Source organism: Pseudomonas sp. LBUM1662 (assembly GCF_059695915.1).
The window spans coordinates 407,520-432,929 of the sequence record NZ_CP166793.1; the positions used below are offsets into that span (position 1 = coordinate 407,520).

The window sequence follows — 25,410 nt, forward strand, 5'->3', positions numbered from 1 at the left end:
TTGCGAGCAAGGCCCGACGGTTGTTGGGCCTGGCCGATATACTAAGCCCCAGTTTTCCCGGATGTTTCAGTGAACACTGCGCTGACGTCTTCGCGGGCAAGCCTCGCTCCTACAGGTCATGTGCCGTTCTTGCGGACTGTGCAAATCCTGTAGGAGCGAGGCTTGCCCGCGAAAGCGGCACTGAAAATGCCACGAAGCTTCGGGATTCGCCCGGCAATGGGCCGCTTAGGGATATCGACCATGCAATGGATGTTCATGCTGATTGGGCTGGTGCTGGGCTGGGTACTCGACGAGTCGTTCAGCGATGCGCTGCTGGGCGGGTTGCTCGGGTTGGGTATTGGTCAGGCCATTCGCATCGGCCGCTTGGATTCACAAGCTGCCGAGCAACGCGTACTTCTGGATCAGGCTCAGATCGCGCTGAATGGGGTGCAGCAACGCCTGGCATTGCTGGAGGTGTCTGGCGTCACAGCGCCTGAAACCAGCGAACCGGTTGCCAGCGAAGCCGTCGCGCCTCCTGAATTCACCCTCGATGAAATTCCTGTCGAGACCCCCGAGCTGATCTGGGACCTCCCGCCCGAACTCGAACCGATGGCCGCAACGGCAGCGCAAACCAGCCGTCCGCTGCCCGACGATGTCTGGAAACCCGCGCCGGTCACCCGCGAACCACAACAACCCGCCGTCCCTCGCGGCCCGAATTTCATCGACCGCGCCATCAGCGGCGCACGCAATTGGCTGTTCGGGGGCAACACCGTGCTGCGCGTCGGCGTGGTGCTGTTGTTCCTCGGTCTGGCGTTTTTGTTGCGGTATGCCACCGAAGGCATGGTGGTGCCGATCGAACTGCGTTACGCCGGCGTTGCGGCGGCCGCGTTGGGTTTGCTCGGTCTGGGGTGGTGGCTCAGAACACGCAACAGCAATTACGCGTTGATGCTGCAAGGCACCGGGATCGCCGTGTTGTACCTGACGGTGTTTGCCGCGATGCGCCTGCATCCGCTGCTCGATCCCACCGCCGCGCTGGGCCTGCTGGTCGCGGTGACGGTGTTCTCGGCAATTCTCGCCATCACTCAGGATGCGTTGGGCCTGGCCGCTGCCGCTGCACTCGGTGGTTTTGCGGCGCCGATCCTGACCTCCACTGGCGCCGGCAACCACGTCGCGCTGTTCAGCTACTTCGCCTTGCTTAACGCCGGCATCTTCGCCATCGCCTGGTTCAAGGCCTGGCGCCTGCTGAATCTGATCGGATTCGTCGGCACCTTCGGCATCGGTTTCGCCTGGGGCCTGCGCTCCTACACACCGGAACTGCTGTGGAGCACCGAGCCGTTCCTGATCCTGTTCTTCCTGATGTACCTGGCCATCGGCCTGCTGTTTGCCCGGCGCAAGCTCCTGGAAATGAGCGGCGCCCCCGAGGACGACAGCCGCGAGGCGTTGCTGCGCTGGTCGGCGCGCAAGGGTGATTACGTCGACGGCACGATGCTGTTCGGTCCGCCGCTGGTGGGCTTCGGATTGCAGTTCGCATTGGTTCAGCATCTGGAGTTCGCCGCGGCGTTCAGTGCCTTGGCCTTGGGCATGATCTACATGGGGCTGGCCCGTTTCCTGATGGGCGGCCGTGCATTGTTACTCGCGGAAACCTGCCTGGCGCTGGGCGTGATCTTCGCCAGCCTGGCGATTCCGCTGGGGCTCGACGCGCGCTGGACGGCCGCCGCTTGGGCGGTCGAAGGCGCCGGTATCTTCTGGCTCGGCTTGCGTCAGCAACGACCACTGGCTCGCGCGTTTGCCTTGCTGCTGCAACTGGGCTCGGCCCTGGCGTTTGTCAGCGAACTGCGGATCGGCGACGGCAGCTTGCTCGACGGCGCTCCACTGGGCGCGTTGATGCTCGGCGCGGCGTTGTTGTTCAGCTTCTATCAATTGCGCAAAGCCTTGCCCGAACAAACGTCGGAGTGGGAGCGCAAAGGGCTGCCGATATTGGCCTGCCTCGGTCTGACCTTTCTCTATCTGCTGGCGCCGTTGTTCTTCCTGACCCACGGCACCGCGATCAGTTGGGCGCTGGCGGGGTTGGCGACGTTGTTTGTCGGCTTGCGCCTGCAATCGCGCACGTTCCTGTTCACCGCGTTCGCCGTGCAGTTGCTCGGCGGTGCGCTGTTCCTGCTGCGCTTGCAAGGTTCGAGTGGTGAATCGGCCGCGGTGTTCAGCGCGGGCTGGAGCGGTTTGCTCAGTGCATCGCTGATCGGCCTGGCGTTGATCGCCGGCATGTTGCTCGCCGCTCGCGATGAGATGGTGCGCAGTGATGTTCGGCTGTTGCGCGGCTTGTCGGTGGTGTTGCTGGCGGGGCTGGTGCTGATCAATCTGGCGGTGCTGTTTGTGCTGCCGTGGCAGACCGCGAGTGCGGTGTGGGCGGCCAGTGGCTTGTTCATCATTTGGTTGAGTCTGTATCTGAAGCAGCGCGTGAGTTTTGTCTTCGGCCTGCTGTTGCAGGTGATTGGTGGAGCGGCGTTCCTGTTCGCCGGTCCGGACCTGCTAGGGCCGCTGGCCAGTGAAGGTTTGAAGCCGCTTGCGCACAGCGGGTTCTGGACGCCATTGGTGTTGGGTCTGGCCGCGATGGTCGGCGCCTGGCGCTTGCAACTCGGCAACCATGCCTCGGCGTTTGATGTGCTGAGCTTGCAGCGTTTGTCCGAAGTGCTGCTGGTGTGGGGCGCGGGATGGTGGGCGCTGGCGTGGATCAGTGAAGTGCTGCGTTTTGCACCGTTGAATCTGCAAGCGACCTTGCTGCTGGCGGTTGCCGCCGTGAGCGTGGCGCTGTGGACAGTGTTGGCGTTGCGCCTGAAATGGCCGTCGCTCGGCCTGCTTTGCACCTTGCTGATTCCCGCTGCCGGTCTGGTCCTGCTCGCCGCATGGCACTCGCGTTATCACCCGGCCGCCGATTTCGGTTGGCTGGTCTGGGCAGCGGTGTTCGTCGTGCATTTCATCTCCCTGCGACGCCTGGCGCCGATGTTGCCGGCGCGTGCCCTGAGTACCGCCCATGTACTCGGCTGCTGGCTGTTGATCGGTGTGCTGGCGCTGGAGCTGCGTTACGGTTTGCTGTTGTTGTCCGAGCAATACAACGCCTGGCGCTGGCTGGGTTGGGCGATCCTGCCGAGTCTGTACCTGGTGCTGATGGCGGCGCCGCGCAACTGGCCGTGGCCTGTTTCGGCTTATCCACGCGAATACCGTTTCTACGCGGCGGCACCGTTGGCGTTGCTGATGCTCGGCTGGTTCTGGCTGGCGAATAGCGTCAGCGACGGCACGGCTGAGCCTTTGCCCTATGTGCCGCTGGTCAATCCGCTGGAGCTGGGGCTGCTGTTTGCGCTGTTCGGTGTCTACGTCTGGTCCCGCAGCACCGTGACGCAACTGGCAATTCGCAAGGACTACGTCGCCCACGCCACGCAATTGATCGCCGGAGTCTCGCTGTTCGTCTTCTTCACCGCGTTGGTGATGCGCACCGCGCACCATTGGGGCGGCGTGCCGTTCGAGCTGGATGCGTTGCTTGAATCCATGCTCGTGCAGGCTGGCCTGTCCATCGTCTGGACCTTGATGGCGCTGAGTCTGATGATCGGCGGCCATCTGCGTCACCGTCGCGAGGTGTGGCTGATCGGCGCTGCGCTGATCGGCGTGGTGGTGGCCAAACTGTTCTTTGTCGAATTGAGCAACCGCGGCGGCCTTGCGCGGATCGTGTCGTTTATCGGCGTCGGCGTGTTGCTGCTGGTGGTGGGCTATTTCGCGCCGCTGCCACCAAAACGTGCCGAGGCTGCGCCGGATGCTGAAAGGCCGGCCCCTGAAACCGAAGGAGTGTCGTCTTGAGTCAGAAGTTGAATCTGGGCTGGTTGGGCGCGGTTGCGCTGGGCGTGGCGCTGTCCGCCAGCGCTCAGGAAAAACCGGCGGACTTCGCCACGCAGGTGCCGTTGTCGGTGAGCGGCGAGGGACCTTGGTATCGCCTCGATTTACCCTTGAGTGTGCAACTGAATGCCCGGCAAACGGACCTCAGCGATGTCCGCGTGTTCAACGCTGCCGGCGAGGCCCAGGCCTACGCCCTGGCTCGCGAGGCGGCGTCAACCCGGGAAAATCGCACGCTGACCGACGTGAAATGGTTCCCGCTGTACACCTCGGCGGACGCCACGGAGCGGGCGCCGGGCATCCGCGTGCAATCCAGCGCCAACGGCACCTTGGTCGAGGTGCAGCCGTCCACTCAGCTAGAGGCGGGGGAAGAAGTGCTGCGCGGCTGGTTGCTCGATGCCAGCGGTATCAAGGCGCCGTTGCAGCAGTTGGTCCTCGATTGGACCAGCGAGCGCGATGGCTTCCAGCGTTTCACCATCGAGGCCAGCGACGACTTGCAGCATTGGCAGTCGTGGGGCGAGGGCCAAGTGGCGCGGCTGACGTTTGCCGACGAGCGGGTCGAACAGCATGAAGTCGGCTTGCCGGGGCAGTCGGCGCGTTATCTGCGCTTGCTGTGGAACTCACCGCAATCGGCGCCGGCGCTGACCTCTGCGCAGCTTCAAAGCGCGAGTACCCGCAGCTTGCCGCTGCCGTTGGTCTGGTCGCAACCGCTGGCGGGCAGCAGCGTGAAAGCGGGTGAATACACGTGGCAATTGCCGATGGGGCTGAATGTCGAGCGGGTGCAGGTTGAGCTGAGTCAGCCCAATAGCCTGGCGCCGGTGACGTTGTCCGGTCGTCGCGAAAGCAGCCTGCCCTGGCAGCCGCTCAGCAGCGGTCTGCTCTATCGCCTGACCCAGAGTGGCCAGGACGTGGTGCAGAACGAATTGCAGCTGTCGGGGCAGACTGTGCAGCAATTGAAGCTTGTCGTGGATGAGCGCGGCGGTGGCCTGGGTGCGGAAGCGCCGACGGTGAAATTTGCGGTGCGCTCGACGCAATTGGTATTCCTGGCGCGCGGGGCGGGGCCTTATACGCTGGCGCTGGGGAATGCGACGGTGAAGGCGGCGAACCTGTCGTTGTCGACGCTGATCCCGGATTACAGCGCGGCGAAGTGGGCGGCGTTGGGCAAGGCTTCGGTGGAAGGTGCGGTGGTGGTGAGCAACACCTCCACTGTGACCGCAGCCGCGACAACGGACACGAACTGGAAGAAGTTCGGGTTGTGGGGGGTGTTGTTGCTGAGTGTGCTGTTTCTGGCGGCGATGGCGTTCAGTTTGCTGCGCAAGCCTCCCATAAAACCCTGAGAATGGCTGGCGCTGTGCGCCATTCGCGAGCAAGCCCGCTCCCACATTCGACCGAGTATTTCTGATGCAACTCGGTCACCTGTGGGAGCGGGCTTGCTCGCGAAGACTGACTTTCAGGCAAATAAACTCTAAAAACTGCCATCTGTACCCGGCCCACATCCGGCCCGTTTAGAACTACGCTCAACCCGGCGCATGAACTCTATTGGGCGTATCACGTCTGATAGGAGGAAATGCGCCTCGACTCGCGTTAAACTGCGCGGGTTTTTAGCCCCCAATTCCACCGGAGCCTTCCATGTCCCGCGTTACCCTGAGTCGCTATTTGATTGAGCAGACCCGTAGCAACAACACCCCTGCCGATCTGCGTTTCCTGATCGAAGTGGTGGCGCGTGCTTGCAAGGAAATCAGCCACGCCGTGTCCAAGGGCGCCCTCGGCGGCGTTCTGGGCAGCATGGGCACTGAAAACGTCCAAGGTGAAGTGCAGAAGAAGCTTGATGTGATGTCCAACGACATCCTGCTCGAAGCCAACGAATGGGGCGGTCACCTGGCCGGCATGGCGTCCGAAGAAATGGACAATGCCTACCAGATCCCGGGCAAATACCCGAAAGGCGCGTACCTGCTGGTTTTTGACCCGCTGGACGGCTCGTCGAACATCGACATCAACGCACCGGTCGGAACGATCTTCTCGGTGCTGCGTTGCCCGAACGAATACCTGACCCAGAACGAGCCTTTGAACGAAAAGGCCTTCCTGCAGCCAGGCACTCAGCAGGTTGCCGCCGGTTACGCGATTTACGGTCCACAGACCATGCTGGTGCTGACCCTGGGCAATGGCGTGAAAGGCTTTACCCTGGACCGTGAAATGGGCAGCTTCGTACTGACCCATGAAGACATCACGATCCCGGAGTCCACGCAGGAATTCGCGATCAACTCGTCCAACCAGCGTCACTGGGAAGCCCCGGTACAACGCTACGTCGGCGAATTGCTGGCGGGCGATGAAGGTCCACTGAAAAAGAACTACAACATGCGCTGGGTCGCCGCGATGGTTGCCGACGTGCACCGTATCCTGACCCGTGGCGGTCTGTTCATGTACCCACGCGACAGCCGCGAGCCGTCGAAGCCGGGCAAACTGCGTCTGATGTACGAAGCCAACCCGATGTCGTTCCTGGTTGAACAGGCTGGCGGCGCCTCCACCGACGGCCATCAGCGCATCCTCGACATCAAGCCTGATGGCTTGCACCAGCGCGTTGCGGTGTTCCTCGGCTCGAAAGAAGAAGTTGCACGCGTCACGGCTTATCACAAGGAATAAACATGACCGCGCCCTGGCAGCCGTTGCTCGATTGGTGGTTCGGAACCCTCGAATCCCCTCACGACATAGCGGCTGACAAGGGCAAGTTATGGTTCGGCAAGCGCGACAGCCAGGACCTCGAAGCGCAGACGCGTTTCGGGGACTGGGTCGAGCAGGCACTGGCCGGCGGATTGACTGACTGGGCGCAACGCCCCGAAGGTTGGCTGGCCCTGGTGCTGCTGCTCGATCAACTCCCGCGAATGATCTTTCGCGACACTCCCAAATCCTTTTCAGGCGATCTGAGGGCTCAGGCACTGGTGGCGCAAGGCATTGCTGCGGATTTCGATCGGCAGCTGCGACCGATCCAGCGGGTGTTCATCTACCTGGTGTTCGAGCATTGCGAGCATCTGGCGGTGCAGAACGAGGCGGTTTCGCGCTATATCGATCTGGTCGCGCAACAGCCGGAGGCGGATCGGAAGCTGTTCACCGATTATCTGGGCTATGCCGAGAAGCATCAGCAGGTGATTGCGCGGTTTGGGCGGTTTCCCCACAGGAATGCGGTGTTGGGAAGGGAGTCTACGGCTCAGGAACTGGTGTTTCTAGCAGGGCCTGGGTCAAGGTTCTGAATATTTATCGCGTTTGATTCCGCCTTCGCGGGCAAGCCTCGCTCCTACAGGATGAGTGCAACATTCAAGGCTGCGCATAACCTGTAGGAGCGAGGCTTGCCCGCGAAGGGGCCCGCATGAACGGCTTAAATTCTGAAGCTACCCACCAACTGTTTAAGCCGCGCCGCCTGCTGCTCAAGATCTGCACACGCACGCAAGGTCGACTGCAAGTTCTCCACGCCTTCCTGGTTCAGCGTGTTGATCTCGGTGATGTCGACGTTGATCGACTCCACCACAGCGGTCTGCTCTTCAGTCGCGGTCGCCACCGATTGGTTCATCCCGTCGATCTCGCCAATACGCTGGGTCACGCTGCCCAGACGCTCACCGGCCTGGTTGGCGATACCGACGCTGCTTTCGCTCTGGCGCTGGCTGTCGGTCATGGTGCTCACGGCTTCACGGGCGCCGACCTGCAGTTCCTCGATCATCTTCTGCACTTGCTGCGCCGAATCCTGAGTGCGGTGGGCGAGGTTGCGCACCTCGTCCGCGACCACGGCAAAACCACGGCCGGCTTCACCGGCACGGGCCGCTTCGATGGCGGCGTTCAATGCCAGCAAATTGGTTTGCTGCGAGATGCTGGTGATCACTTCCAGAATCTGCCCGATGTTCACGGTGTTGCTGTTGAGCGTTTCGATGTTGCCGCACGAATCGCTGATCTTCGCCGACAGCTGCTGCATCGCCGCGATGGTTTTATCCACCACTTGCTGACCGTCTTCGGCCAGCGCGCGGGCGTCGCTCGAATGCTGGGAGGCGAGGGCGGCGTTCTGGGCGATTTCCTGGGCGGCGGCGCCCAGTTCGTTGATTGCGGCGGCCACGCTGCTGGTGCGCGAGGCTTGCTGGTCGGAGTTGAACATCGACGAGTTCGACGCCGCCACCACACGCAGCGCGACTTCGTTGACCTGGCCGGTGGCCGAGGACACTTCGCGAATCGACGTGTGAATACGCTCCACGAAGCGGTTGAACGAGGTGCCCAGTGCGCCGAATTCGTCCTGGCCGTGAATGGTCAGGCGTTTGGTCAGGTCACCTTCACCTTCGGCGATGTCATGCATGGCGCGGCCCATGGTCAGCAGCGGCTGCATCAGGAAGCTGATCAGCATGCCCAGCAGCGCGATGATGATCACCACGGCGATGACCATGGCGATGATCGCCGAGGTGCGGAATTCGCTGAGCATCGCGAACGCGGTCTCCTGGTCCAGTACCAGCGCCACGTACCAATCGGCCGAGGGCACGCCGTTAACGTGGGTGAAGGAGATGAACTGGGTCTTGCCGTCGAGCTCGACTTCTTTCATGCCCGGGCTGACTTTCGGCGCGCCGTTCGGGTAGGCCTCGGCGAGGCTTTTGAGCACCAGTTTGCTGTCCGGATGGATCAGGATCTTGCCGTCGGCGCTGACGATGAACGCGTGGCCGTGACCGCCGAAGTTCAGCGAGTTGATGATCGCGCTGACGCTGGACAAGTCGATGTCCGCACCGGCGACACCGATCATCTGGCCCTGATTCTTCACGGGCGTGGCGACGGTGATCACCAGTTTGCCGGAAGACGCGGCGATGTACGGTTCGGTGACGATGGTCTGTTGCGCGCTGTTGGCTGCCTTGTACCAGCCGCGGGCGCGGGGGTCGTAATCCGCCGCGCGATTGCCCGCAGGGATCGAGAACATCACGCCGTCAGTGCCACCGAAGTAGCTCAGCTGGAAGTTGCCGGTGTAGGCCGGCAAGTCGATGGCACGCTTGAGGCTGGCGGGTGCGCTTCCGTCCACGGCGATCTGCTGGGACAACGATTGCAGCAACTGCATGCGGCTTTCCAGCCAGGTCTGGATGTTGCTGGTGGTCAGGCTGCCGAGTTCCTGCATCGAGGACTCGGTACTGCTGCGCAAGGTCTGGCGCTGGCGGTAGTCGTTGAACAGGATAAAGCAGGCGAACGCAACGGCGACCACGAGGGCGGCTGCCAGCAGGATCTTGTGGCTGAATTTCATGTTTCTGGTCATTAAGTGCACTACCGCGGAGGGGCTGGTCAGCGAGGGGGCGTCAATTTGCCACAGTCGAGGGCTTTGCGCTGCTTCTATGTCGACTGGCCAGCGCCAAAGATTAGGCGTCTTTTTGCGAAAACCGACGAAATACTCAACGGCGCAAGAAAGTCGCTGATTTTTCGAAAAAAGGCAGACGAGCGGCCCGATAAATAGCCGGGCAGTCGGGGAACCAGATAGGGGTTTTCTCTTCTAAGCTTCTGCTTGGCAGCCATGCCATTCCCCCTTCGCCCCAGGAGCTACACCATGTCGCTGCGATCTATCGCCTTGCTCTCGTTCTGCGTGTTGTTGGTCGCATGCAGCAAGGTCAATCAGGAAAACTACTCGAAGCTGTCAGCCGGCATGCCCAAGGCCGAGGTTGAAGCCTTGCTGGGCAAAGCCACTGATTGCTCGGGCGCGCTCGGCATGTCCAGTTGCACCTGGGGTGACAAGAACAGCTTTATCAGCGTGCAGTACGCCGGTGACAAAGTACTGATGTTTTCCGGCCAAGGCCTGAAGTAATCCGGGGCAACACGCCCACGGGAGAAAAACAATGAAGCGGTTATTGATACTCCTTTTTGCCGGCCTGGTATTGGCCGGCTGCGCCACTTCTGGCACAGATCCGTTGGCACCGAAGACCGTCAACAGCGTCAATCTCAAAAAATACCAAGGGACCTGGTACGAGTTGGCCCGCCTGCCGATGTATTTCCAGCGCAACTGCGCGCAATCCGAAGCCCATTACACGCTCAAGCCTGACGGCAACGTGCTGGTGCTGAATCGCTGCCTGACGGCGGACTGGCAATGGGAAGAGGCCAAGGGCACGGCTTATCCGCAGGTGCCGGGCAAGACCGACAAATTGTGGGTCGAATTCGATACCTGGTTCTCGCGATTGCTGCCGGGTGTGGCGAAAGGGGAATACTGGGTCCTGTACGTCAGCGACGATTACAAGACCGCCATCGTCGGTGATCCGAGCCGCAAGTACCTGTGGCTGTTGTCGCGGACGCCGACGGTCAACGGTGTAGTGCGTGAAGAACTGCTGAGCAAGGCGCGTCAACAGGGCTACGACACCACGCGGTTGATCTGGCGCGCGTCGGATACGCAGATGGCCAAGACCTCGAACTGACGGCTAGTAAAGAGCCAATGTGGGAGCGGGCTTGCTCGCGAAGGCGGTTGTGCATTCAACATTGATGTTGACTGACACGACGCCTTCGCGAGCAAGCCCGCTCCCACAGTTGTTTCCGGTGTCAGCCTAAAAGATCGCGCAGGACCTGGGTAAACGCCCGATTGCTTTCTTCTTCTGCGGCATGACGCCCGTCACGCACCACCCACTGGCCATTGACCAGCACATCGCGCACCTGGCGATCACCACCGGCAAACAACCAGCGATTGAGAATCCCGTCACCACTGGCCGTCGCCAGGTACGGATCGTTGCCGTCCAGCACCAGCCAATCCGCACGCTTGCCAACTTCCAATGCACCAATCGGTTGACCCAGCGCCTGAGCGCCGCCATCCAGCGCCGCGTCATACAGCGTTCGGCCGACCATCGGCTGATCCGCGCCATACAAACGATTTCGCCGCTGATCGCGCAGGCGCTGGCCATATTCCAGCCAACGTAATTCTTCCACCACGCTCAATGACACATGGCTGTCGGAGCCGATACCCATGCGCCCGCCTTGCGCGAGGAAATCCACCGCCGGGAAGATCCCGTCGCCAAGGTTGGCTTCAGTGGTCAGGCACAGACCGGCAATGGCGCGACTCTTGGCCATCAGCGTGACTTCTTCCGGATTGGCGTGGGTCGCGTGGACCAGGCACCAGCGCTGATCGACTTCGGTGTTTTCGTACAGCCATTGCAGAGGGCGACGGCCGCTCCAGGCGATGCAGTCATCGACTTCTTTCTGCTGTTCGGCAATGTGAATGTGCACCGGGCATTGCTTGTCGCTGGCGGCCAGCACTTCACTGATCTGCTGCGGTGTTACCGCGCGCAACGAGTGGAAACACAAACCCAGCGACTGTGCCGGTTGCTGCGCCAGGATCGGCTGCAAACGCGACTGAAGCGTGAGGTAGTTTTCGGTGCTGTTGATAAAGCGGCGCTGACCGTCGTTCGGGGTCTGGCCGCCGAAACCGGAATGGCTATAAAGCACCGGCAACAGGGTCAGGCCGATACCGGCGGAGCTGGCGGCCTGGCTGATCCGCAGCGCCAGTTCGGCCGGGTCCGCGTAGGGCTGGCCGTTGGTGTCATGGTGTACGTAATGAAATTCCGCCACCGAGGTGTAACCGGCCTTGAGCATTTCGATGTACAGCTGACGGGCGATGACGCCGAGTTGGTCCGGGCTGATTTTTCCGACGAGGCGATACATCAAATCGCGCCAGGTCCAGAAACTGTCGTTCGGATTACCCGCCACTTCCGCCAGCCCGGCCATGGCGCGCTGGAAGGCGTGGGAGTGCAGATTCGGCATCCCCGGCAGCAGCGGACCGCTTAGCCGTTCGGCGCCATCTGCGTGGGAATCGGCCTGGATATGGGTCAACACGCCATCGGCGCTGACCTCAAGACGTACATTGTTGGCCCATCCACTAGGCAGCAGCGCGCGTTCGGCAAAGAAGGCGGACATGGTTCAGCACCCCATCGTGTGTTATTTGTATATACATATACAGACGTTTGCCTGCTCGGTAAACTCCGGCAAGCTAGCAACCTCTACCAAATGAACAAGGATTAACCGTGCCGACTCCGCCTGCAGTGTCACCGTTGGCCGCGAACATGGGCGACAGTCCGGCGCCCTTGTACGCCCGCGTCAAACAGATGATCACCCAGCAAATCGACAGTGGAAACTGGCCGCCGCACTACCGCGTTCCGTCGGAAAGCGAGCTGGTCAGCCAACTCGGTTTCAGCCGCATGACCATCAACCGCGCCCTGCGCGAGATGACCGCCGACGGTTTGCTGGTGCGCATGCAAGGTGTCGGCACGTTCGTCGCCGAGCCGAAAAGCCAGTCCGCGCTGTTTGAAGTGCACAACATCGCCGACGAAATCGCCTCCCGTGGCCATCGCCATACCTGCAAGGTGATCACCCTTGAAGAAGAGGCCGCCGGTTCCGAGCGTGCGTTGGCGCTCGATATGCGCGAAGGCCAGCGGGTTTTCCATTCGTTGATCGTGCATTTCGAAAACGACATTCCGGTGCAAATCGAAGATCGTTTCGTCAACGCGCTGGTGGCGCCGGACTACCTCAAGCAGGACTTCACCCTGCAAACGCCTTACGCCTACCTGAACCAGGTCGCGCCGCTGACCGAAGGCGAGCACGTGGTCGAAGCGATTCTGGCCGAGGCCTCCGAGTGCAAGTTGCTGCAGATTGAAAAGGGCGAGCCGTGCCTGCTGATTCGTCGCCGCACCTGGTCTGGCCGCCAGCCGGTGACCGCCGCCCGTTTGATCCACCCCGGTTCCCGTCATCGCCTGGAAGGTCGGTTCCATAAATGAATGAAATGAAAGTCTTACGCGCAAAAGATTATCCGCGCATGCCGTGGAAAAACGGCGGCGGCAGCACTGAAGAAATCACCCGTGATGCGGGTATTGGTCTTGATGGTTTCGGCTGGCGCCTGTCGATTGCCGATATTGGTGAGTCCGGTGGTTTTTCAATGTTCGCCGGTTACGAGCGCGTGATCACCGTGTTGCAGGGCGACGGCATGACCTTGCGCGTTGATGGCCAGGACACGCATCCGTTGTTACCGCTGGAACCATTTGCCTTCAGTGGCGAGAGCCAAGTGTCTTGCACGTTGCTTGGTGGGCCGATTCGCGATTTCAACCTGATATATGCGCCGCAGCGTTACGACGCACGGTTGCAGTGGCTGGAGGGGGAGCAGCGGTTTTTCAGCTCCGCCGGGACTGTGCTGGTGTTCAGTGTCACCGAATCGCTGGAAGTGAAAGTGGGTAACAGTGAGGCACAGCTGGGGCGGCATGATTGCCTGCAACTCGTCGGTAACGTTGGTTTGCTGGAAGTTTCCTGTAACGGCCAATGCTGTGTGATCGAGCTGACTGCACGCTGATTCAATATTCTTAAAAGATCGCAGCCTCGTTTCACTCGACAGCTCCTACATGGGATGGCGTTCATCCTGTAGGAGCTGTCGAGTGAAACGAGGCTGCGATCTTTTGCTTTCCAGCGTTCCCCAACGCGCACCACTTTGTTACCGAACGCCCCAGCGTGGCGCAAAACCCCGCTCAAGTAACAGCTGCCTCCCCTCCGAAAAATCCCCCGCTAAAAATTTCATCTTCGTCAGAACCCTTGATCCAAAGGCCTTCCAGCGTTGCAAAAACTTTTCTTGAACACCTATCCAACAAGTTGGCCGCTTGATTGCATATGCTTGTATGTACAAGTAAAGACGTATGCGTATGAGTCGATCGAGACTCCTCGCAACGTCCACTGATTCGCTTGTGGCGCTTTGACGCGCACAGGCTGGCTTACCCACCGCCAGGGTTGGTTTGGATTGATCGCTGAGGAGTCTTTTTCGTGACTGACAATACCCAGAAACCTACTACCGCCTCTATTACAAAATACCGTGACGTTGAAATCCGCGCTGCCCGCGGTAACAAGCTGACCGCCAAGAGCTGGCTGACTGAAGCGCCGCTGCGCATGCTGATGAACAACCTCGACCCCGAAGTCGCCGAGAACCCTAAAGAACTGGTGGTTTACGGTGGTATCGGTCGTGCGGCACGTAACTGGGAATGCTACGACAAGATCGTCGAAAGCCTGACCAACCTGAACGACGACGAGACCCTGCTGGTGCAATCCGGCAAGCCGGTCGGCGTGTTCAAGACCCACACCAACGCGCCACGCGTGCTGATCGCCAACTCCAACCTGGTTCCGCACTGGGCGAGTTGGGAACACTTCAACGAACTCGACGCCAAAGGCCTGGCCATGTACGGCCAGATGACCGCCGGCAGCTGGATCTACATCGGCAGCCAAGGCATCGTCCAAGGCACCTACGAAACCTTCGTCGAAGCCGGTCGCCAGCACTACAACGATGACCTGAAAGGTCGTTGGGTCCTGACCGCTGGCCTCGGCGGCATGGGCGGCGCTCAACCTTTGGCCGCGACCCTGGCCGGCGCTTGCTCGCTGAACATCGAATGCCAGCAGGTCAGCATCGATTTCCGCCTGAACAGCCGTTATGTCGATGAGCAAGCCACCGACCTCGACGACGCGCTGGCCCGCATCGACAAATACACCAAAGAAGGCAAGGCAATTTCCATCGCGCTGCTGGGTAACGCGGCAGAAATCCTCCCGGAACTGGTCAAGCGCGGCGTGCGCCCGGACATGGTCACCGACCAGACCAGCGCCCACGACCCGCTCAACGGTTACCTGCCGGCCGGCTGGACCTGGGAAGAGTACCGCGCTCGCGCCAAGACCGAGCCAGCCGCTGTCGTCAAAGCTGCCAAGCAATCGATGGCAGTGCACGTTAAAGCGATGCTCGAATTCCAGAAGATGGGCATTCCGACCTTCGACTACGGCAACAACATCCGTCAGATGGCCCAGGAAGAAGGCGTCGAGAACGCATTCGACTTCCCAGGCTTCGTACCGGCTTACATCCGTCCGCTGTTCTGCCGCGGCATCGGTCCATTCCGTTGGGCTGCGCTGTCGGGCAACGCCGAAGACATCTACAAAACCGACGCCAAAGTAAAAGAACTGATCCCGGACGACGCCCACCTGCACAACTGGCTGGACATGGCGCGCGAGCGCATCAGCTTCCAGGGTCTGCCGGCACGTATCTGCTGGGTTGGCCTGGGCCTGCGCGCCAAGCTTGGTCTGGCGTTCAACGAAATGGTGCGCAGCGGTGAATTGTCCGCGCCAATCGTGATCGGTCGCGACCACCTGGACTCCGGTTCGGTAGCCAGCCCGAACCGCGAAACCGAATCGATGCAGGACGGTTCCGACGCCGTGTCCGACTGGCCACTGCTCAACGCTCTGCTGAACACCGCGAGCGGCGCGACCTGGGTTTCCCTGCACCACGGCGGCGGCGTCGGCATGGGCTTCTCCCAGCACTCGGGCATGGTGATTGTCTGCGACGGTACTGACGAAGCGGCCGAGCGTATCGCTCGCGTCCTGCACAACGACCCGGCGACCGGTGTCATGCGTCACGCCGATGCGGGTTACCAGATCGCGATCGATTGCGCCAAGGAGCAGGGCCTGAACCTGCCGATGATTACCGGTAAATAAATCGGGTTCTGGCTTGATGCAAAACCTGTAGGAGCGAGGCTTGCCCGCGAAGGCGTCTTTTCTGACACACCGCGGTTCGCGGGCAAGCCTCGCTCCTACAGGGATCACCAACACCGAATAACAATCCACAGAGGTTGAATCATGGCTGTTAACAGCGATCGTGCAGGCAGTAAACCGTTGATCGAGACACGCTCGATCGACTACATCCCGGAAGCGGAAAGACACGGTCGTCTGTTTAGCCAGTTCACCCTGTGGATGGGTGCCAACCTGCAAATCACCGCGATTGTGACCGGTGCTCTGGCCGTCGTACTGGGCGGTGATGTGTTCTGGTCGTTGATCGGTTTGCTGATCGGGCAATTGATCGGCGGTGGCGTGATGGCGCTGCATGCCGCACAAGGGCCCAAGCTTGGCCTGCCACAGATGATCTCCAGCCGCGTGCAGTTCGGTGTTTATGGCGCGGCCATCCCGATCGTGCTGGTCTGCTTGATGTACCTCGGTTTCACCGCAACGGGAACCGTGCTTTCCGGTCAGGCGCTGGGCCAGTTGTTTGGCGTCAGCGACAGTGTCGGCATCCTGATCTTCGCCAGTGTCATCGTGCTGGTCACGGTGCTCGGTTATCGGGTGATCCATTGGATCGGCCGTGTTGCCAGCGTCATTGGTGTGATTGCCTTTGTTTATCTGTTCAGCCGTCTGATGAGCCAGGTTGACGTTGGCGCGCTGTTGCAAATCCGCCACTTCAGCTGGAGCAGTTTCTTGCTCGCGGTGTCGCTAGCAGCGTCCTGGCAGATCGCCTTCGGCCCTTATGTGGCTGATTATTCACGCTACCTGCCGAGCAAGGTTTCATCGGTGAAAACCTTCTTCGCTGCAGGCGCAGGTTCGGTCATTGGCGCCCAGGTGGCGATGGTCCTTGGCGTGTTCGCTGCCGCTTCGGCCAACGGCCAATTCGCCGGCCACGAAGTCGCCTACATCGTCGGTCTGGGCGGTACCGGTGCCACCGCTGCGCTGCTGTACTTCAGCATCGCGTTCGGCAAGGTGACCATTTCCACGCTGAACTCCTACGGCAGCTTCATGTGCATTGCGACCGTCATCAGCGGTTTTCGTGGTGACCTTAAAGTAACGCGCTTGCAGCGTCTGGTCTTCGTGCTGGTCATCGTCGGTGCTGCGACCCTGATGGCATTGCTCGGCCAGCACTCGTTCCTCGGTGCGTTCAAGTCCTTCATCCTGTTCCTGCTGGCGTTCTTTACGCCATGGAGCGCGATCAACCTGGTGGACTACTACTGCATCACCCGCGAACGCTATGACGTGCCGGCACTGGCCGATCCAAACGGTCGCTACGGCCGCTGGAACGCCCTCGGTATCAGCGTCTATGTTTTCGGTGTGCTGGTGCAATTGCCGTTCATCTCCACCAAGTTCTATACCGGCCCGCTGGTGGCGGCCCTGGGTGATGTGGATATTTCCTGGATCATCGGCCTGGTGCTTCCCGCAGCCCTGTATTACGTGTGCGCAAAAAAATGGCACGGCTCGGTACCCGATCACCTGATTCTGCCGGTCGAGCAGGACAGTGTTGCAGAACATAAAACAAGTGGGGCTGGTCGCGCTGCGGCGCAGGCCTGATTGGACGTGGACAGGGCTGGATGCCTCTTGACTGCCGTAAGCCAATTCATGATTAGGAGCGTCACTACAATGAAATCGAACAAGACCCTGCTGACCACATTGCTTTCCATGGGCCTGCTGGCCAGTGCCGGCGCCACCCAGGCCGCCGGTTGGTGCGAGTCGGGCAAACCGGTGAAATTCGCCGGCCTGAACTGGGAAAGCGCCATGTTGCTGACCGACGTGCTGCAAGTCGTGTTGGAGAAAGGTTACGACTGCAAGACCGACAGCCTGCCGGGTAACTCCATCACCATGGAAAACGCCCTGAGCAGCAACGACATTCAAGTGTTTGCCGAAGAGTGGGTCGGCCGCAGCGAAGTGTGGAACAAGGCTGAGAAGGCCGGCAAAGTCGTCGGTGTCGGCGCGCCGGTGGTGGGTGCCGTCGAAGGCTGGTACGTGCCGCGCTACGTGATCGAAGGCGATGCCAAGCGCAAGCTGGAGCCTAAGGCCCCGGACCTGAAAAACATTGCTGACCTGGCCAAATACTCCGCTGTGTTCAAGGACGCCGAAGAGCCCTCCAAGGGCCGTTTCTACAACTGCCCGGCCGGCTGGACCTGTGAACTCGACAACAGCGAAATGCTGAAAAGCTACGGTCTGGAAAGCAGCTACACCAACTTCCGTCCAGGCACCGGCCCGGCGCTGGATGCCGCGGTGCTGTCGAGCTACAAGCGTGGCGAGCCGATCCTGTTCTACTACTGGTCGCCAACCCCGCTGATGGGCCAGGTCGACCTGGTCAAACTCGAAGAGAAACCAGGCGTGAACAAGGAAGTGACCATCAAGGTCGGCCTCTCCAAGACCTTCCACGAGCAAGCCCCGGAACTGGTGGCCGTGCTGGAAAAGGTCAACCTGCCGATCGACCTGCTCAACCAGAACCTCGGGCGCATGGCCAAAGAGCGGATCGAGTCGCCAAAACTGGCCAAGATCTTCTTGAAGGAACATCCTGAAGTCTGGCACGCGTGGGTGAGCGAAGACGCAGCCAAAAAGATCGACGCGGCCTTGTAGGTTGAGCCTCACCGACTGCCGTCAGCGGCAGTCGGGTGCTTGATCGCAACCCCTTGATTGAGAGTCTCTTATGTTTCCCGAAAGCTTTACCTTTTCCATCGCCGACTGGGTCAACGGTTGGGTCGATTCGCTGGTCACCAACTACGGCGACGTGTTCCGGCACATCTCCGACACCCTGTTGTGGGCCATCGTCAATCTTGAAGGGCTGCTGCGTGCGGCGCCGTGGTGGCTGATGCTGGCGATCGTGGCGGGCGTTGCCTGGCACGCGACCCGCAAAATCGTGACCACTTCCGTGATCGTCGGCCTGTTGTTCCTGGTGGGCGCGGTCGGTCTCTGGGACAAGTTGATGCAGACCCTCGCGCTGATGATGGTCGCGACGGTCATTTCGGTGCTGATCGGCATTCCGCTGGGCATTCTCTCGGCACGCAGCAATCGCCTGCGTTCGGTGCTGATGCCGCTGCTGGACATCATGCAGACCATGCCGAGTTTCGTGTACCTCATCCCGGTGCTGATGCTGTTCGGTCTGGGCAAGGTTCCGGCGATTTTCGCCACCGTGATCTACGCTGCGCCACCGCTGATCCGCCTGACCGATCTGGGCATTCGCCAAGTCGACGGGGAAGTGATGGAAGCCATCAACGCCTTCGGTGCCAACCGCTGGCAGCAACTGTTCGGCGTGCAACTGCCGCTGGCCCTGCCGAGCATCATGGCCGGGATCAACCAGACCACCATGATGGCCCTGTCGATGGTGGTCATCGCCTCGATGATCGGTGCCCGTGGCTTGGGCGAAGACGTGTTGGTGGGGATTCAGACCCTCAACGTCGGACGTGGTCTTGAGGCCGGTCTGGCGATCGTGATTCTGGCAGTGGTTATCGACCGCATTACTCAAGCATATGGTCGGCCACGGCATGAGGTGAGCAAATGAACGACGCAACCGTGAGCAAAATCGAAGTCAAAAACGTCTTCAAGATTTTCGGCAACCGTTCCAAGGAAGCGCTGGGCATGATTGGCCAGGGCAAGACCAAGGATCAGGTGCTGGCCGAAACCGGCTGCGTGGTCGGCGTGAACGACTTGTCGTTGAGCATCGGCACCGGCGAGATCTTCGTGATCATGGGCCTGTCGGGTTCCGGTAAATCGACGTTGGTGCGCCACTTCAATCGCCTGATCGACCCGACCAGCGGCGCGATCCTGGTCGACGGCGTGGACATCCTGCAATACGACATGGAAGCCCTGCGCGAATTTCGCCGGCACAAGATCAGCATGGTGTTCCAGAGCTTCGGCCTGCTGCCGCACAAGACCGTGGTGGACAACGTCGCCTACGGCCTGAAAGTGCGTGGCGAGAGCAAGCAAATGTGCTCTGAACGCGCGCTGCACTGGATCAACACCGTGGGCCTCAAGGGCTACGAAAACAAATACCCGCATCAGCTTTCGGGCGGCATGCGTCAGCGTGTGGGCCTGGCACGCGCACTGGCGGCGGACACCGACATCATCCTGATGGATGAAGCGTTCAGTGCCCTCGACCCGCTGATCCGCGCGGAGATGCAGGACCAGTTGCTGGAACTGCAAAAGACCCTGCACAAGACCATCGTCTTCATCACCCACGACCTCGACGAGGCGGTGCGGATTGGTAACCGCATTGCGATCCTCAAGGACGGCCGCCTGATTCAGGTCGGCACGCCGCGAGAGATCCTGCACTCGCCGGCAGACGAGTATGTCGACCGGTTCGTGCAGCGGCGCGCGGCGGTGGTTTAAGAGATTTGCGGCGGCTGTTCGGACGCCTTCGCGGGCAAGCCTCGCTCCTACAGGTTTTGTGTCGTTCCCACATTGGACGGTAAACCTGAATCCTGTAGGAGCGAGGCTTGCCCGCGAAGAGGCCGGCAAAGCTGCATCAATATTCAGGTAAGAGGTCAAAGATGTCCCAGGCTGAAAAAATCGTTATCGCCGACGCCCCGTTGCGTTGGCAGGATGTGGTCGCGGTAGCCCGCCATGGCGCCCAGCTTGAGCTGTCGCCACAGACCTGGGCACGGATCGAAAATGCCCAGGCCATCGTCCAGCGCATCGTCGCCAGCGGCGAGCGCGCCTATGGCGTCAACACCGGTCTGGGCGCGTTGTGCAACGTCTCGCTCAAAGACGAACAACTCAGCCAACTGTCGCGCAACACGCTGCTCAGCCACGCCTGTGGCGTTGGCGCGCCGTTGGCTGACGAGCAGACCCGCGCGATCATGTGCGCGGCGATCCGCAATTACAGCCACGGCAAGTCCGGCATTCATCGTCGAGTGGTCGAAGCCCTGCTGGCGCTGCTCAATCGCGGCATCACCCCGCAAGTGCCGTCCCAGGGTTCGGTCGGTTACCTGACCCACATGGCCCACATCGGCATCGCGCTGTTGGGTGTCGGCAATGTCAGCTATCGCGGGCAGATCGTTTCTGCGCAGCAAGCCTTGGCCGAAGAAGGCCTGCAACCGGTTCAGCTCGGCGCCAAAGATGGCCTGTGCCTGGTCAACGGCACGCCGTGCATGACCGGCCTCAGCTGCCTGGCGATTGCTGATGCGACGCGTCTGGTGCAATGGGCCGATGTGATCGGTGCGATGAGCTTTGAAGCCCAGCGTGGCCAGATTGCAGCGTTCGATGCCGAGATCATCGCGCTCAAACCGCACCCCGGCATGCAGCAGGTCGGCATCAATCTGCGGGCGTTGCTGGATGGCAGTGAAGTGATTGCGTCGAGCAAAGGCATCCGTACGCAGGATGCGCTGAGCATCCGTTCGATCCCGCAGGTTCATGGCGCCGCTCGCGATCAGCTTGAGCATGCGATCAAACAGATCGAAACCGAACTCAACTCTGTCACCGACAACCCGATGCTGCTGGGCACGCCGGATAATTTCCGCATCATGTCCCAGGCCAATCCGCACGGTCAGTCAGTGGCATTGGCGGCAGATTTGCTGGCCATCGCCATGGCCGAAATGGGTTCCATCGCCGAGCGCCGTCTGGACCGCTTGATTAACCCGCACGTCAGCGGGTTGCCGGCATTCCTGGTGGCCAATCCAGGGGTGAATTCCGGGATGATGATCGTCCAGTACGTCGCCGCTTCGCTGTGCGCAGAAAACCGCCAGTTGGCGCAACCGGCGGTGCTCGACAACTACGTCACCTCGGGCCTGCAGGAAGACCACCTGAGCATGGGCACCAACGCCGCGCTGAAGCTGCACCGCGCACTGGAAAACTGCACGCAGATCCTCGCCATCGAGTTCCTGCTGGCGGCTCAGGCGTTCGAGTTCCTCAAGGAACAGCGTTTCGGCGCAGGCACCGATGCCGCGTGGCGTCTGCTGCGTGAACGCGTCCCGGCTTACGATCAGGACCGTTGGCTGGCGCCGGACATTGCGGCCGCTGCCGGCGTGTTGAAAGACCCGATTTTGCTGCACAAGGCGTTACCGAACCTCAACTGATTCCACATCAAACCAGCGTGCCAAGGCGCCAGCCCCCCACAAGGCGGGAAGCGACGGACAACGGACATTTCCGGAGCGTCTGGTTAGTTAACAAAAAGACTCTCAAAAGGAGAATAAAAGTGACTGCGCTAAATTTGATCCCAGGCCAACTGAGCCTTGCCCAACTGCGTGATATCTATCAGCAGCCGGTCAAAATCACCCTCGACAACAGCGCCTCGGCTGAGATCGAAGCCAGCGTTGCCTGCGTGGAACAGATCCTCGCCGAGAACCGCACCGCGTACGGCATCAACACCGGGTTCGGCCTGCTGGCTTCGACCCGTATCGCCAGCGAAGACCTGGAAAACCTCCAGCGCTCGCTGGTGCTGTCTCACGCCGCCGGTGTCGGCGAGCCGATCAGCGACGCGCTGGTACGCCTGGTCATGGTGCTCAAGGTCAACAGCCTGAGCCGTGGTTTCTCCGGCATTCGCCGCGTCGTGATCGACGCACTGATCGCGCTGATCAACGCCGAGGTTTACCCGCACATTCCGTTGAAAGGTTCGGTCGGTGCGTCCGGCGACCTGGCGCCTCTGGCCCACATGTCGCTGGTGCTGCTGGGCGAAGGCAAGGCTCGCTACAAAGGCGAATGGATGGAAGCGACCGAAGCGCTGAAAGTCGCCGGCCTGACGCCGCTGACCCTGGCAGCAAAAGAAGGTCTGGCGCTGCTCAACGGCACTCAGGTTTCCACCGCCTACGCGCTGCGTGGCCTGTTCGAAGGCGAAGATCTGTTCGCCGGCGCCGTGGCCATTGGTGCCCTGACGGTCGAAGCGGTACTGGGCTCGCGCTCGCCGTTCGATGCGCGCATCCACGCTGCCCGTGGCCAGAAAGGCCAGATCGACGCCGCTGCCGCTTACCGCGATTTGCTGGGCGAGCGCAGTGAAGTGTCCAACTCGCACCAGAACTGCGAAAAGGTCCAGGACCCGTATTCTCTGCGCTGCCAGCCGCAAGTCATGGGCGCCTGCCTGACCCAGTTCCGTCAGGCTGCCGAAGTGTTGGCCGTCGAAGCCAACGCCGTTTCCGACAACCCGCTGGTCTTCGCGGCTGAAGGCGATGTGATCTCCGGCGGTAACTTCCACGCTGAACCGGTGGCCATGGCCGCTGACAACATGGCCCTGGCCATTGCTGAAATTGGTTCCCTGAGCGAGCGTCGCATCTCGCTGATGATGGACAAGCACATGTCGCAACTGCCGCCGTTCCTGGTGGCCAATGGTGGCGTGAACTCCGGCTTCATGATCGCCCAGGTGACCGCCGCGGCTTTGGCCAGCGAAAACAAGGCGTTGTCCCATCCGCATTCGGTGGACAGCCTGCCGACTTCCGCGAACCAGGAAGACCATGTGTCGATGGCCCCGGCTGCCGGCAAGCGCTTGTGGGAAATGGCCGAAAACACTCGCGGCGTTCTGGCGGTGGAGTGGTTGGCAGCTGTTCAAGGGCTGGATTTGCGTGAAGGTCTGAAGACCTCGACGAAGCTGGAAAAGGCTCGCGGGATTCTGCGTAACGAAGTGCCGTTCTATGAGAAGGACCGCTTCTTCGCGCCGGACATCAATGCGGCGACCGAGTTGTTGGCGACGCGTTGCCTGAATGAGCTGGTTTCGGCGAAGTTGCTGCCTAGCCTGTGATGGCCTCTTCGCGGGCAAGCCTCGCTCCTACAGGTTCAGCGCAGCCCCTGTAGGAGCGAGGCTTGCCCGCGATTCGATTTTGAACATTGTGGAGATTACGGGATGAAAACTCTCTGGCAACACTGCCACGTCGCAACCATGGCGCAAGGCGTCTACTCGATCATCGAGGACGCGGCCATCGTGACGTCCGGTGCGCACATTGAGTGGGTCGGCCCGCGCAGTGAACTGCCGGCTGGGGAATACCCGGCCGTCAACGATTTGAAAGGGGCCTGGGTTACGCCGGGCCTGATCGACTGCCACACCCACACGGTGTTCGGCGGTAACCGCAGCGGTGAATTCGAGCAGCGCCTGCAAGGCGTCAGCTACGCGGAAATCGCCGCCGCCGGTGGCGGCATCGCCAGCACCGTACGCGCCACCCGCGCAGCGACCGAAGATGAGCTGTTCGCCAGCGCCGCCAAGCGCCTGAAAAGCCTGATGCGCGACGGCGTGACCACGGTCGAAATGAAATCCGGCTACGGTCTCGACCTAGCCAGTGAACGCAAGATCCTGCGCGTGATCCGTCGCCTCGGTGCCGAATTGCCGGTCAGCGTGCGCAGCACCTGCCTGGCCGCCCACGCTTTGCCACCGGAATACGCCGATCGCGCTGACGACTACATTGATCACATCTGCGCTGAAATGCTCCCGGCCCTGGCCGCCGAAGGGCTGGTGGATGCGGTGGACGCGTTCTGCGAATACCTGGCGTTCTCGCCGGCGCAGGTCGAGCGCGTATTCATGACCGCGCAAGAACTGGGTCTGCCGGTGAAGCTGCACGCCGAGCAACTGTCGTCGCTGCACGGTTCGAGCCTGGCCGCGCGTTACCACGCGCTGTCGGCCGATCACCTGGAGTTCATGGACGAAGACGACGCCATCGCCATGGCCAAATCCGGCACCGTCGCGGTGTTGTTGCCCGGCGCGTTCTACTTCCTGCGTGAAACCCAATTGCCGCCGATGGAGGCCTTGCGCAAACACGGCGTGAAAATCGCCATCGCCAGCGACCTCAACCCCGGCACTTCGCCGGCGCTGTCGTTGCGCTTGATGCTGAACATGGCCTGCACCTGTTTCCGCATGACCCCGGAAGAAGCCTTGGCCGGTGCAACCATTCACGCCGCCACCGCGTTGGGCATGGCCGACACTCATGGTTCGCTGGAAGCCGGCAAGGTCGCGGACTTCGTCGCCTGGCAAATCGATCGTCCCGCCGACCTGTCGTACTGGCTGGGCGGTGACCTGGAAAAACGCGTCGTACGTCACGGCGTCGAAACGAGCGTTTAGGAGAACAGTTGTGGATAAGGTTCTGAACTTCAAACAAGGCCGCGTGCCGCTGCTGATCAGCATGCCCCACGCCGGCCTGCGCCTGACCCCGGCGGTCGAGGCCGGATTGATCCCCGATGCACGCAGCCTGCCGGACACTGACTGGCATATCCCGAAGCTTTACGAATTTGCCGCCGAGCTGGGCGCCAGTACTTTGGCTGCCGAATACTCGCGGTTTGTCATCGACCTGAACCGCCCGTCTGACGACAAGCCTCTTTACGTCGGCGCCACCACCGGTCTGTATCCGGCGACGCTGTTTGACGGCATTCCATTGTTTCGTGAAGGCATGGAACCGTCGGCGGCGGAACGGGCGACGTATCTGGAGCAAGTGTGGACGCCGTATCACACCACGCTGCAGAACGAACTGGCGCGACTCAAAGCCGAGTTCGGCTACGCGTTGCTGTTCGATGCGCATTCGATCCGTTCGATCATCCCGCACCTGTTCGACGGCAAGCTGCCGGACTTCAACCTCGGCACCTTCAACGGCGCCAGTTGCGATCCGCAGTTGGCCACTGAGCTGGAAGCAATCTGCGCGCGCCACGGCGATTACAGCCATGTGCTGAACGGTCGCTTCAAGGGCGGCCACATCACCCGGCATTACGGCAATCCGGCTGAAAACATCCACGCGGTGCAGCTGGAGCTGGGCCAGTGCACGTACATGGAAGAGTTCGAGCCGTTCCGCTATCGACCTGATCTGGCTGAACCGACGCAAGTGGTGCTCAAGGAATTGCTGCAAGGCCTGCTGGCCTGGGGCGAGAAACACTACAAGCGCTAAACCCTGACGCATAATCCTGTGGGAGCGGGCTTGCTCGCGAAAGCGGTGGATCAGCCAACATTGATGTCGACTGACACGCCCTCTTCGCGAGCAAGCCCGCTCCCACAGGGTATGTGTTTGACTTGATAGCGGGTCACGAGTCGCCACCGTGCAAGACACGGTCGCCACAGTTCGCTTTTACCGCTCGTCTGCTGCGTAATGTTTGGCCCAC

The 25,410-nt window shown here is 61.0% G+C and carries 19 protein-coding genes and 1 pseudogene; 17 read left to right on the forward strand and 3 right to left on the reverse strand.

What is annotated here, in order from left to right; all coding sequences use genetic code 11:
- Positions 1-240: 240 nt before the first annotated feature.
- The 4 genes from ACA049_RS01845 (at position 241) to ACA049_RS01860 (ending at position 7,106) form a co-directional block, all read left to right on the forward strand.
- Entirely contained in the window at positions 241-3,828 is a 3,588-nt protein-coding gene (locus ACA049_RS01845; RefSeq protein WP_497332674.1) for a DUF2339 domain-containing protein, read from the forward strand.
- Complete coding sequence (locus ACA049_RS01850) at positions 3,825-5,198, forward strand: DUF3999 domain-containing protein (protein WP_497332676.1); 1,374 nt, start codon at positions 3,825-3,827, stop codon at positions 5,196-5,198. Before ACA049_RS01845 ends, ACA049_RS01850 begins: the two co-directional genes overlap by 4 nt.
- A 292-nt stretch (positions 5,199-5,490) precedes the next feature.
- Complete coding sequence (locus tag ACA049_RS01855) at positions 5,491-6,501, forward strand: class 1 fructose-bisphosphatase (protein ID WP_497332678.1); 1,011 nt, start codon at positions 5,491-5,493, stop codon at positions 6,499-6,501.
- A 2-nt stretch (positions 6,502-6,503) separates the two neighbouring features.
- A complete protein-coding gene (locus ACA049_RS01860) occupies positions 6,504-7,106 on the forward strand; it encodes a DUF924 family protein (RefSeq protein WP_497332680.1) in 603 nt (200 codons plus the stop codon).
- A gap of 125 nt (positions 7,107-7,231) precedes the next feature.
- Here ACA049_RS01860 and ACA049_RS01865 read toward each other — a convergent pair whose 3' ends face one another.
- Positions 7,232-7,996, reverse strand: a complete 765-nt coding sequence (locus tag ACA049_RS01865) for a methyl-accepting chemotaxis protein (protein ID WP_370694726.1) — start codon at positions 7,994-7,996, stop codon at positions 7,232-7,234.
- Positions 7,997-8,089: 93 nt separating this feature from the next.
- Positions 8,090-9,124, reverse strand: a pseudogene (locus ACA049_RS01870) (HAMP domain-containing protein); the annotation flags it as partial.
- A 285-nt stretch (positions 9,125-9,409) separates the two neighbouring features.
- On the opposite strand from ACA049_RS01870, the gene ACA049_RS01875 reads away from it, so the two are divergent.
- The gene (locus ACA049_RS01875) at positions 9,410-9,664 is read left to right on the forward strand and encodes a hypothetical protein (RefSeq protein ID WP_497307168.1); all 255 of its coding nucleotides are present in this window, start codon (positions 9,410-9,412) and stop codon (positions 9,662-9,664) included.
- 31 nt (positions 9,665-9,695) lie between these two features.
- Positions 9,696-10,265, forward strand: a complete 570-nt coding sequence (locus tag ACA049_RS01880; protein ID WP_497297025.1) for a lipocalin family protein — start codon at positions 9,696-9,698, stop codon at positions 10,263-10,265.
- Between the two features lie 121 nt (positions 10,266-10,386).
- Here ACA049_RS01880 and ACA049_RS01885 read toward each other — a convergent pair whose 3' ends face one another.
- Positions 10,387-11,751 carry a formimidoylglutamate deiminase gene (locus ACA049_RS01885; protein WP_497332682.1) on the reverse strand — a complete coding sequence of 455 codons (1,365 nt, stop codon included), beginning with the start codon at positions 11,749-11,751 and terminating at the stop codon, positions 10,387-10,389.
- A gap of 146 nt (positions 11,752-11,897) precedes the next feature.
- Between ACA049_RS01885 and hutC the strand changes: the two genes are divergently transcribed.
- The 11 genes from hutC to hutG all read left to right on the forward strand — a co-directional run bounded on the left by hutC (position 11,898) and on the right by hutG (position 25,199).
- Positions 11,898-12,608 carry a histidine utilization transcriptional repressor HutC gene (hutC, locus tag ACA049_RS01890; protein WP_154505298.1) on the forward strand — a complete coding sequence of 237 codons (711 nt, stop codon included), beginning with the start codon at positions 11,898-11,900 and terminating at the stop codon, positions 12,606-12,608.
- Positions 12,605-13,174, forward strand: coding sequence for a HutD/Ves family protein (locus ACA049_RS01895; protein ID WP_497332684.1), 570 nt, complete (start codon positions 12,605-12,607; stop codon positions 13,172-13,174). Before hutC ends, ACA049_RS01895 begins: the two co-directional genes overlap by 4 nt.
- A 461-nt stretch (positions 13,175-13,635) precedes the next feature.
- Positions 13,636-15,339, forward strand: a complete 1,704-nt coding sequence (gene hutU / locus ACA049_RS01900; protein WP_497332686.1) for a urocanate hydratase — start codon at positions 13,636-13,638, stop codon at positions 15,337-15,339.
- 141 nt (positions 15,340-15,480) lie between these two features.
- Entirely contained in the window at positions 15,481-16,953 is a 1,473-nt protein-coding gene (locus ACA049_RS01905) for a purine-cytosine permease family protein (protein ID WP_497332688.1), read from the forward strand.
- Between the two features lie 69 nt (positions 16,954-17,022).
- Complete coding sequence (locus ACA049_RS01910; protein ID WP_497332690.1) at positions 17,023-17,991, forward strand: ABC transporter substrate-binding protein; 969 nt, start codon at positions 17,023-17,025, stop codon at positions 17,989-17,991.
- Positions 17,992-18,061: 70 nt separating this feature from the next.
- The gene (locus ACA049_RS01915) at positions 18,062-18,913 is read left to right on the forward strand and encodes an ABC transporter permease (RefSeq protein WP_497332692.1); all 852 of its coding nucleotides are present in this window, start codon (positions 18,062-18,064) and stop codon (positions 18,911-18,913) included.
- A complete protein-coding gene (locus ACA049_RS01920; RefSeq protein ID WP_054616477.1) occupies positions 18,910-19,740 on the forward strand; it encodes a quaternary amine ABC transporter ATP-binding protein in 831 nt (276 codons plus the stop codon). Before ACA049_RS01915 ends, ACA049_RS01920 begins: the two co-directional genes overlap by 4 nt.
- A 161-nt stretch (positions 19,741-19,901) precedes the next feature.
- On the forward strand, positions 19,902-21,425 hold the full coding sequence (gene hutH / locus ACA049_RS01925; RefSeq protein ID WP_497332694.1) for a histidine ammonia-lyase: 1,524 nt from the start codon (positions 19,902-19,904) through the stop codon (positions 21,423-21,425).
- Between the two features lie 119 nt (positions 21,426-21,544).
- Positions 21,545-23,077: a histidine ammonia-lyase gene (hutH, locus tag ACA049_RS01930; RefSeq protein WP_497332696.1), complete on the forward strand. Its 1,533-nt coding sequence runs from the start codon at positions 21,545-21,547 to the stop codon at positions 23,075-23,077.
- Positions 23,078-23,179: 102 nt separating this feature from the next.
- Positions 23,180-24,385, forward strand: a complete 1,206-nt coding sequence (hutI, locus tag ACA049_RS01935) for an imidazolonepropionase (RefSeq protein ID WP_497332698.1) — start codon at positions 23,180-23,182, stop codon at positions 24,383-24,385.
- Between the two features lie 10 nt (positions 24,386-24,395).
- Positions 24,396-25,199 carry an N-formylglutamate deformylase gene (hutG, locus tag ACA049_RS01940; protein WP_497332700.1) on the forward strand — a complete coding sequence of 268 codons (804 nt, stop codon included), beginning with the start codon at positions 24,396-24,398 and terminating at the stop codon, positions 25,197-25,199.
- The last annotated feature ends 211 nt before the right edge of the window (positions 25,200-25,410 follow it).

Coding starts and splice junctions, on each gene's coding strand:
- ACA049_RS01895 (WP_497332684.1), top strand. CDS start 12,605: ATGAATGAAATGAAAGTCTTACGCGCAAAAGATTATCCGCGCATGCCG.
- hutH (WP_497332694.1), top strand. CDS start 19,902: ATGTCCCAGGCTGAAAAAATCGTTATCGCCGACGCCCCGTTGCGTTGG.
- ACA049_RS01865 (WP_370694726.1), bottom strand. CDS start 7,996: ATGTTCAACTCCGACCAGCAAGCCTCGCGCACCAGCAGCGTGGCCGCC.
- ACA049_RS01855 (WP_497332678.1), top strand. CDS start 5,491: ATGTCCCGCGTTACCCTGAGTCGCTATTTGATTGAGCAGACCCGTAGC.
- ACA049_RS01845 (WP_497332674.1), top strand. CDS start 241: ATGCAATGGATGTTCATGCTGATTGGGCTGGTGCTGGGCTGGGTACTC.
- ACA049_RS01860 (WP_497332680.1), top strand. CDS start 6,504: ATGACCGCGCCCTGGCAGCCGTTGCTCGATTGGTGGTTCGGAACCCTC.
- ACA049_RS01875 (WP_497307168.1), top strand. CDS start 9,410: ATGTCGCTGCGATCTATCGCCTTGCTCTCGTTCTGCGTGTTGTTGGTC.
- ACA049_RS01905 (WP_497332688.1), top strand. CDS start 15,481: ATGGCTGTTAACAGCGATCGTGCAGGCAGTAAACCGTTGATCGAGACA.
- hutC (WP_154505298.1), top strand. CDS start 11,898: ATGGGCGACAGTCCGGCGCCCTTGTACGCCCGCGTCAAACAGATGATC.
- ACA049_RS01915 (WP_497332692.1), top strand. CDS start 18,062: ATGTTTCCCGAAAGCTTTACCTTTTCCATCGCCGACTGGGTCAACGGT.
- ACA049_RS01910 (WP_497332690.1), top strand. CDS start 17,023: ATGAAATCGAACAAGACCCTGCTGACCACATTGCTTTCCATGGGCCTG.
- ACA049_RS01880 (WP_497297025.1), top strand. CDS start 9,696: ATGAAGCGGTTATTGATACTCCTTTTTGCCGGCCTGGTATTGGCCGGC.
- ACA049_RS01885 (WP_497332682.1), bottom strand. CDS start 11,751: ATGTCCGCCTTCTTTGCCGAACGCGCGCTGCTGCCTAGTGGATGGGCC.
- hutI (WP_497332698.1), top strand. CDS start 23,180: ATGAAAACTCTCTGGCAACACTGCCACGTCGCAACCATGGCGCAAGGC.
- ACA049_RS01920 (WP_054616477.1), top strand. CDS start 18,910: ATGAACGACGCAACCGTGAGCAAAATCGAAGTCAAAAACGTCTTCAAG.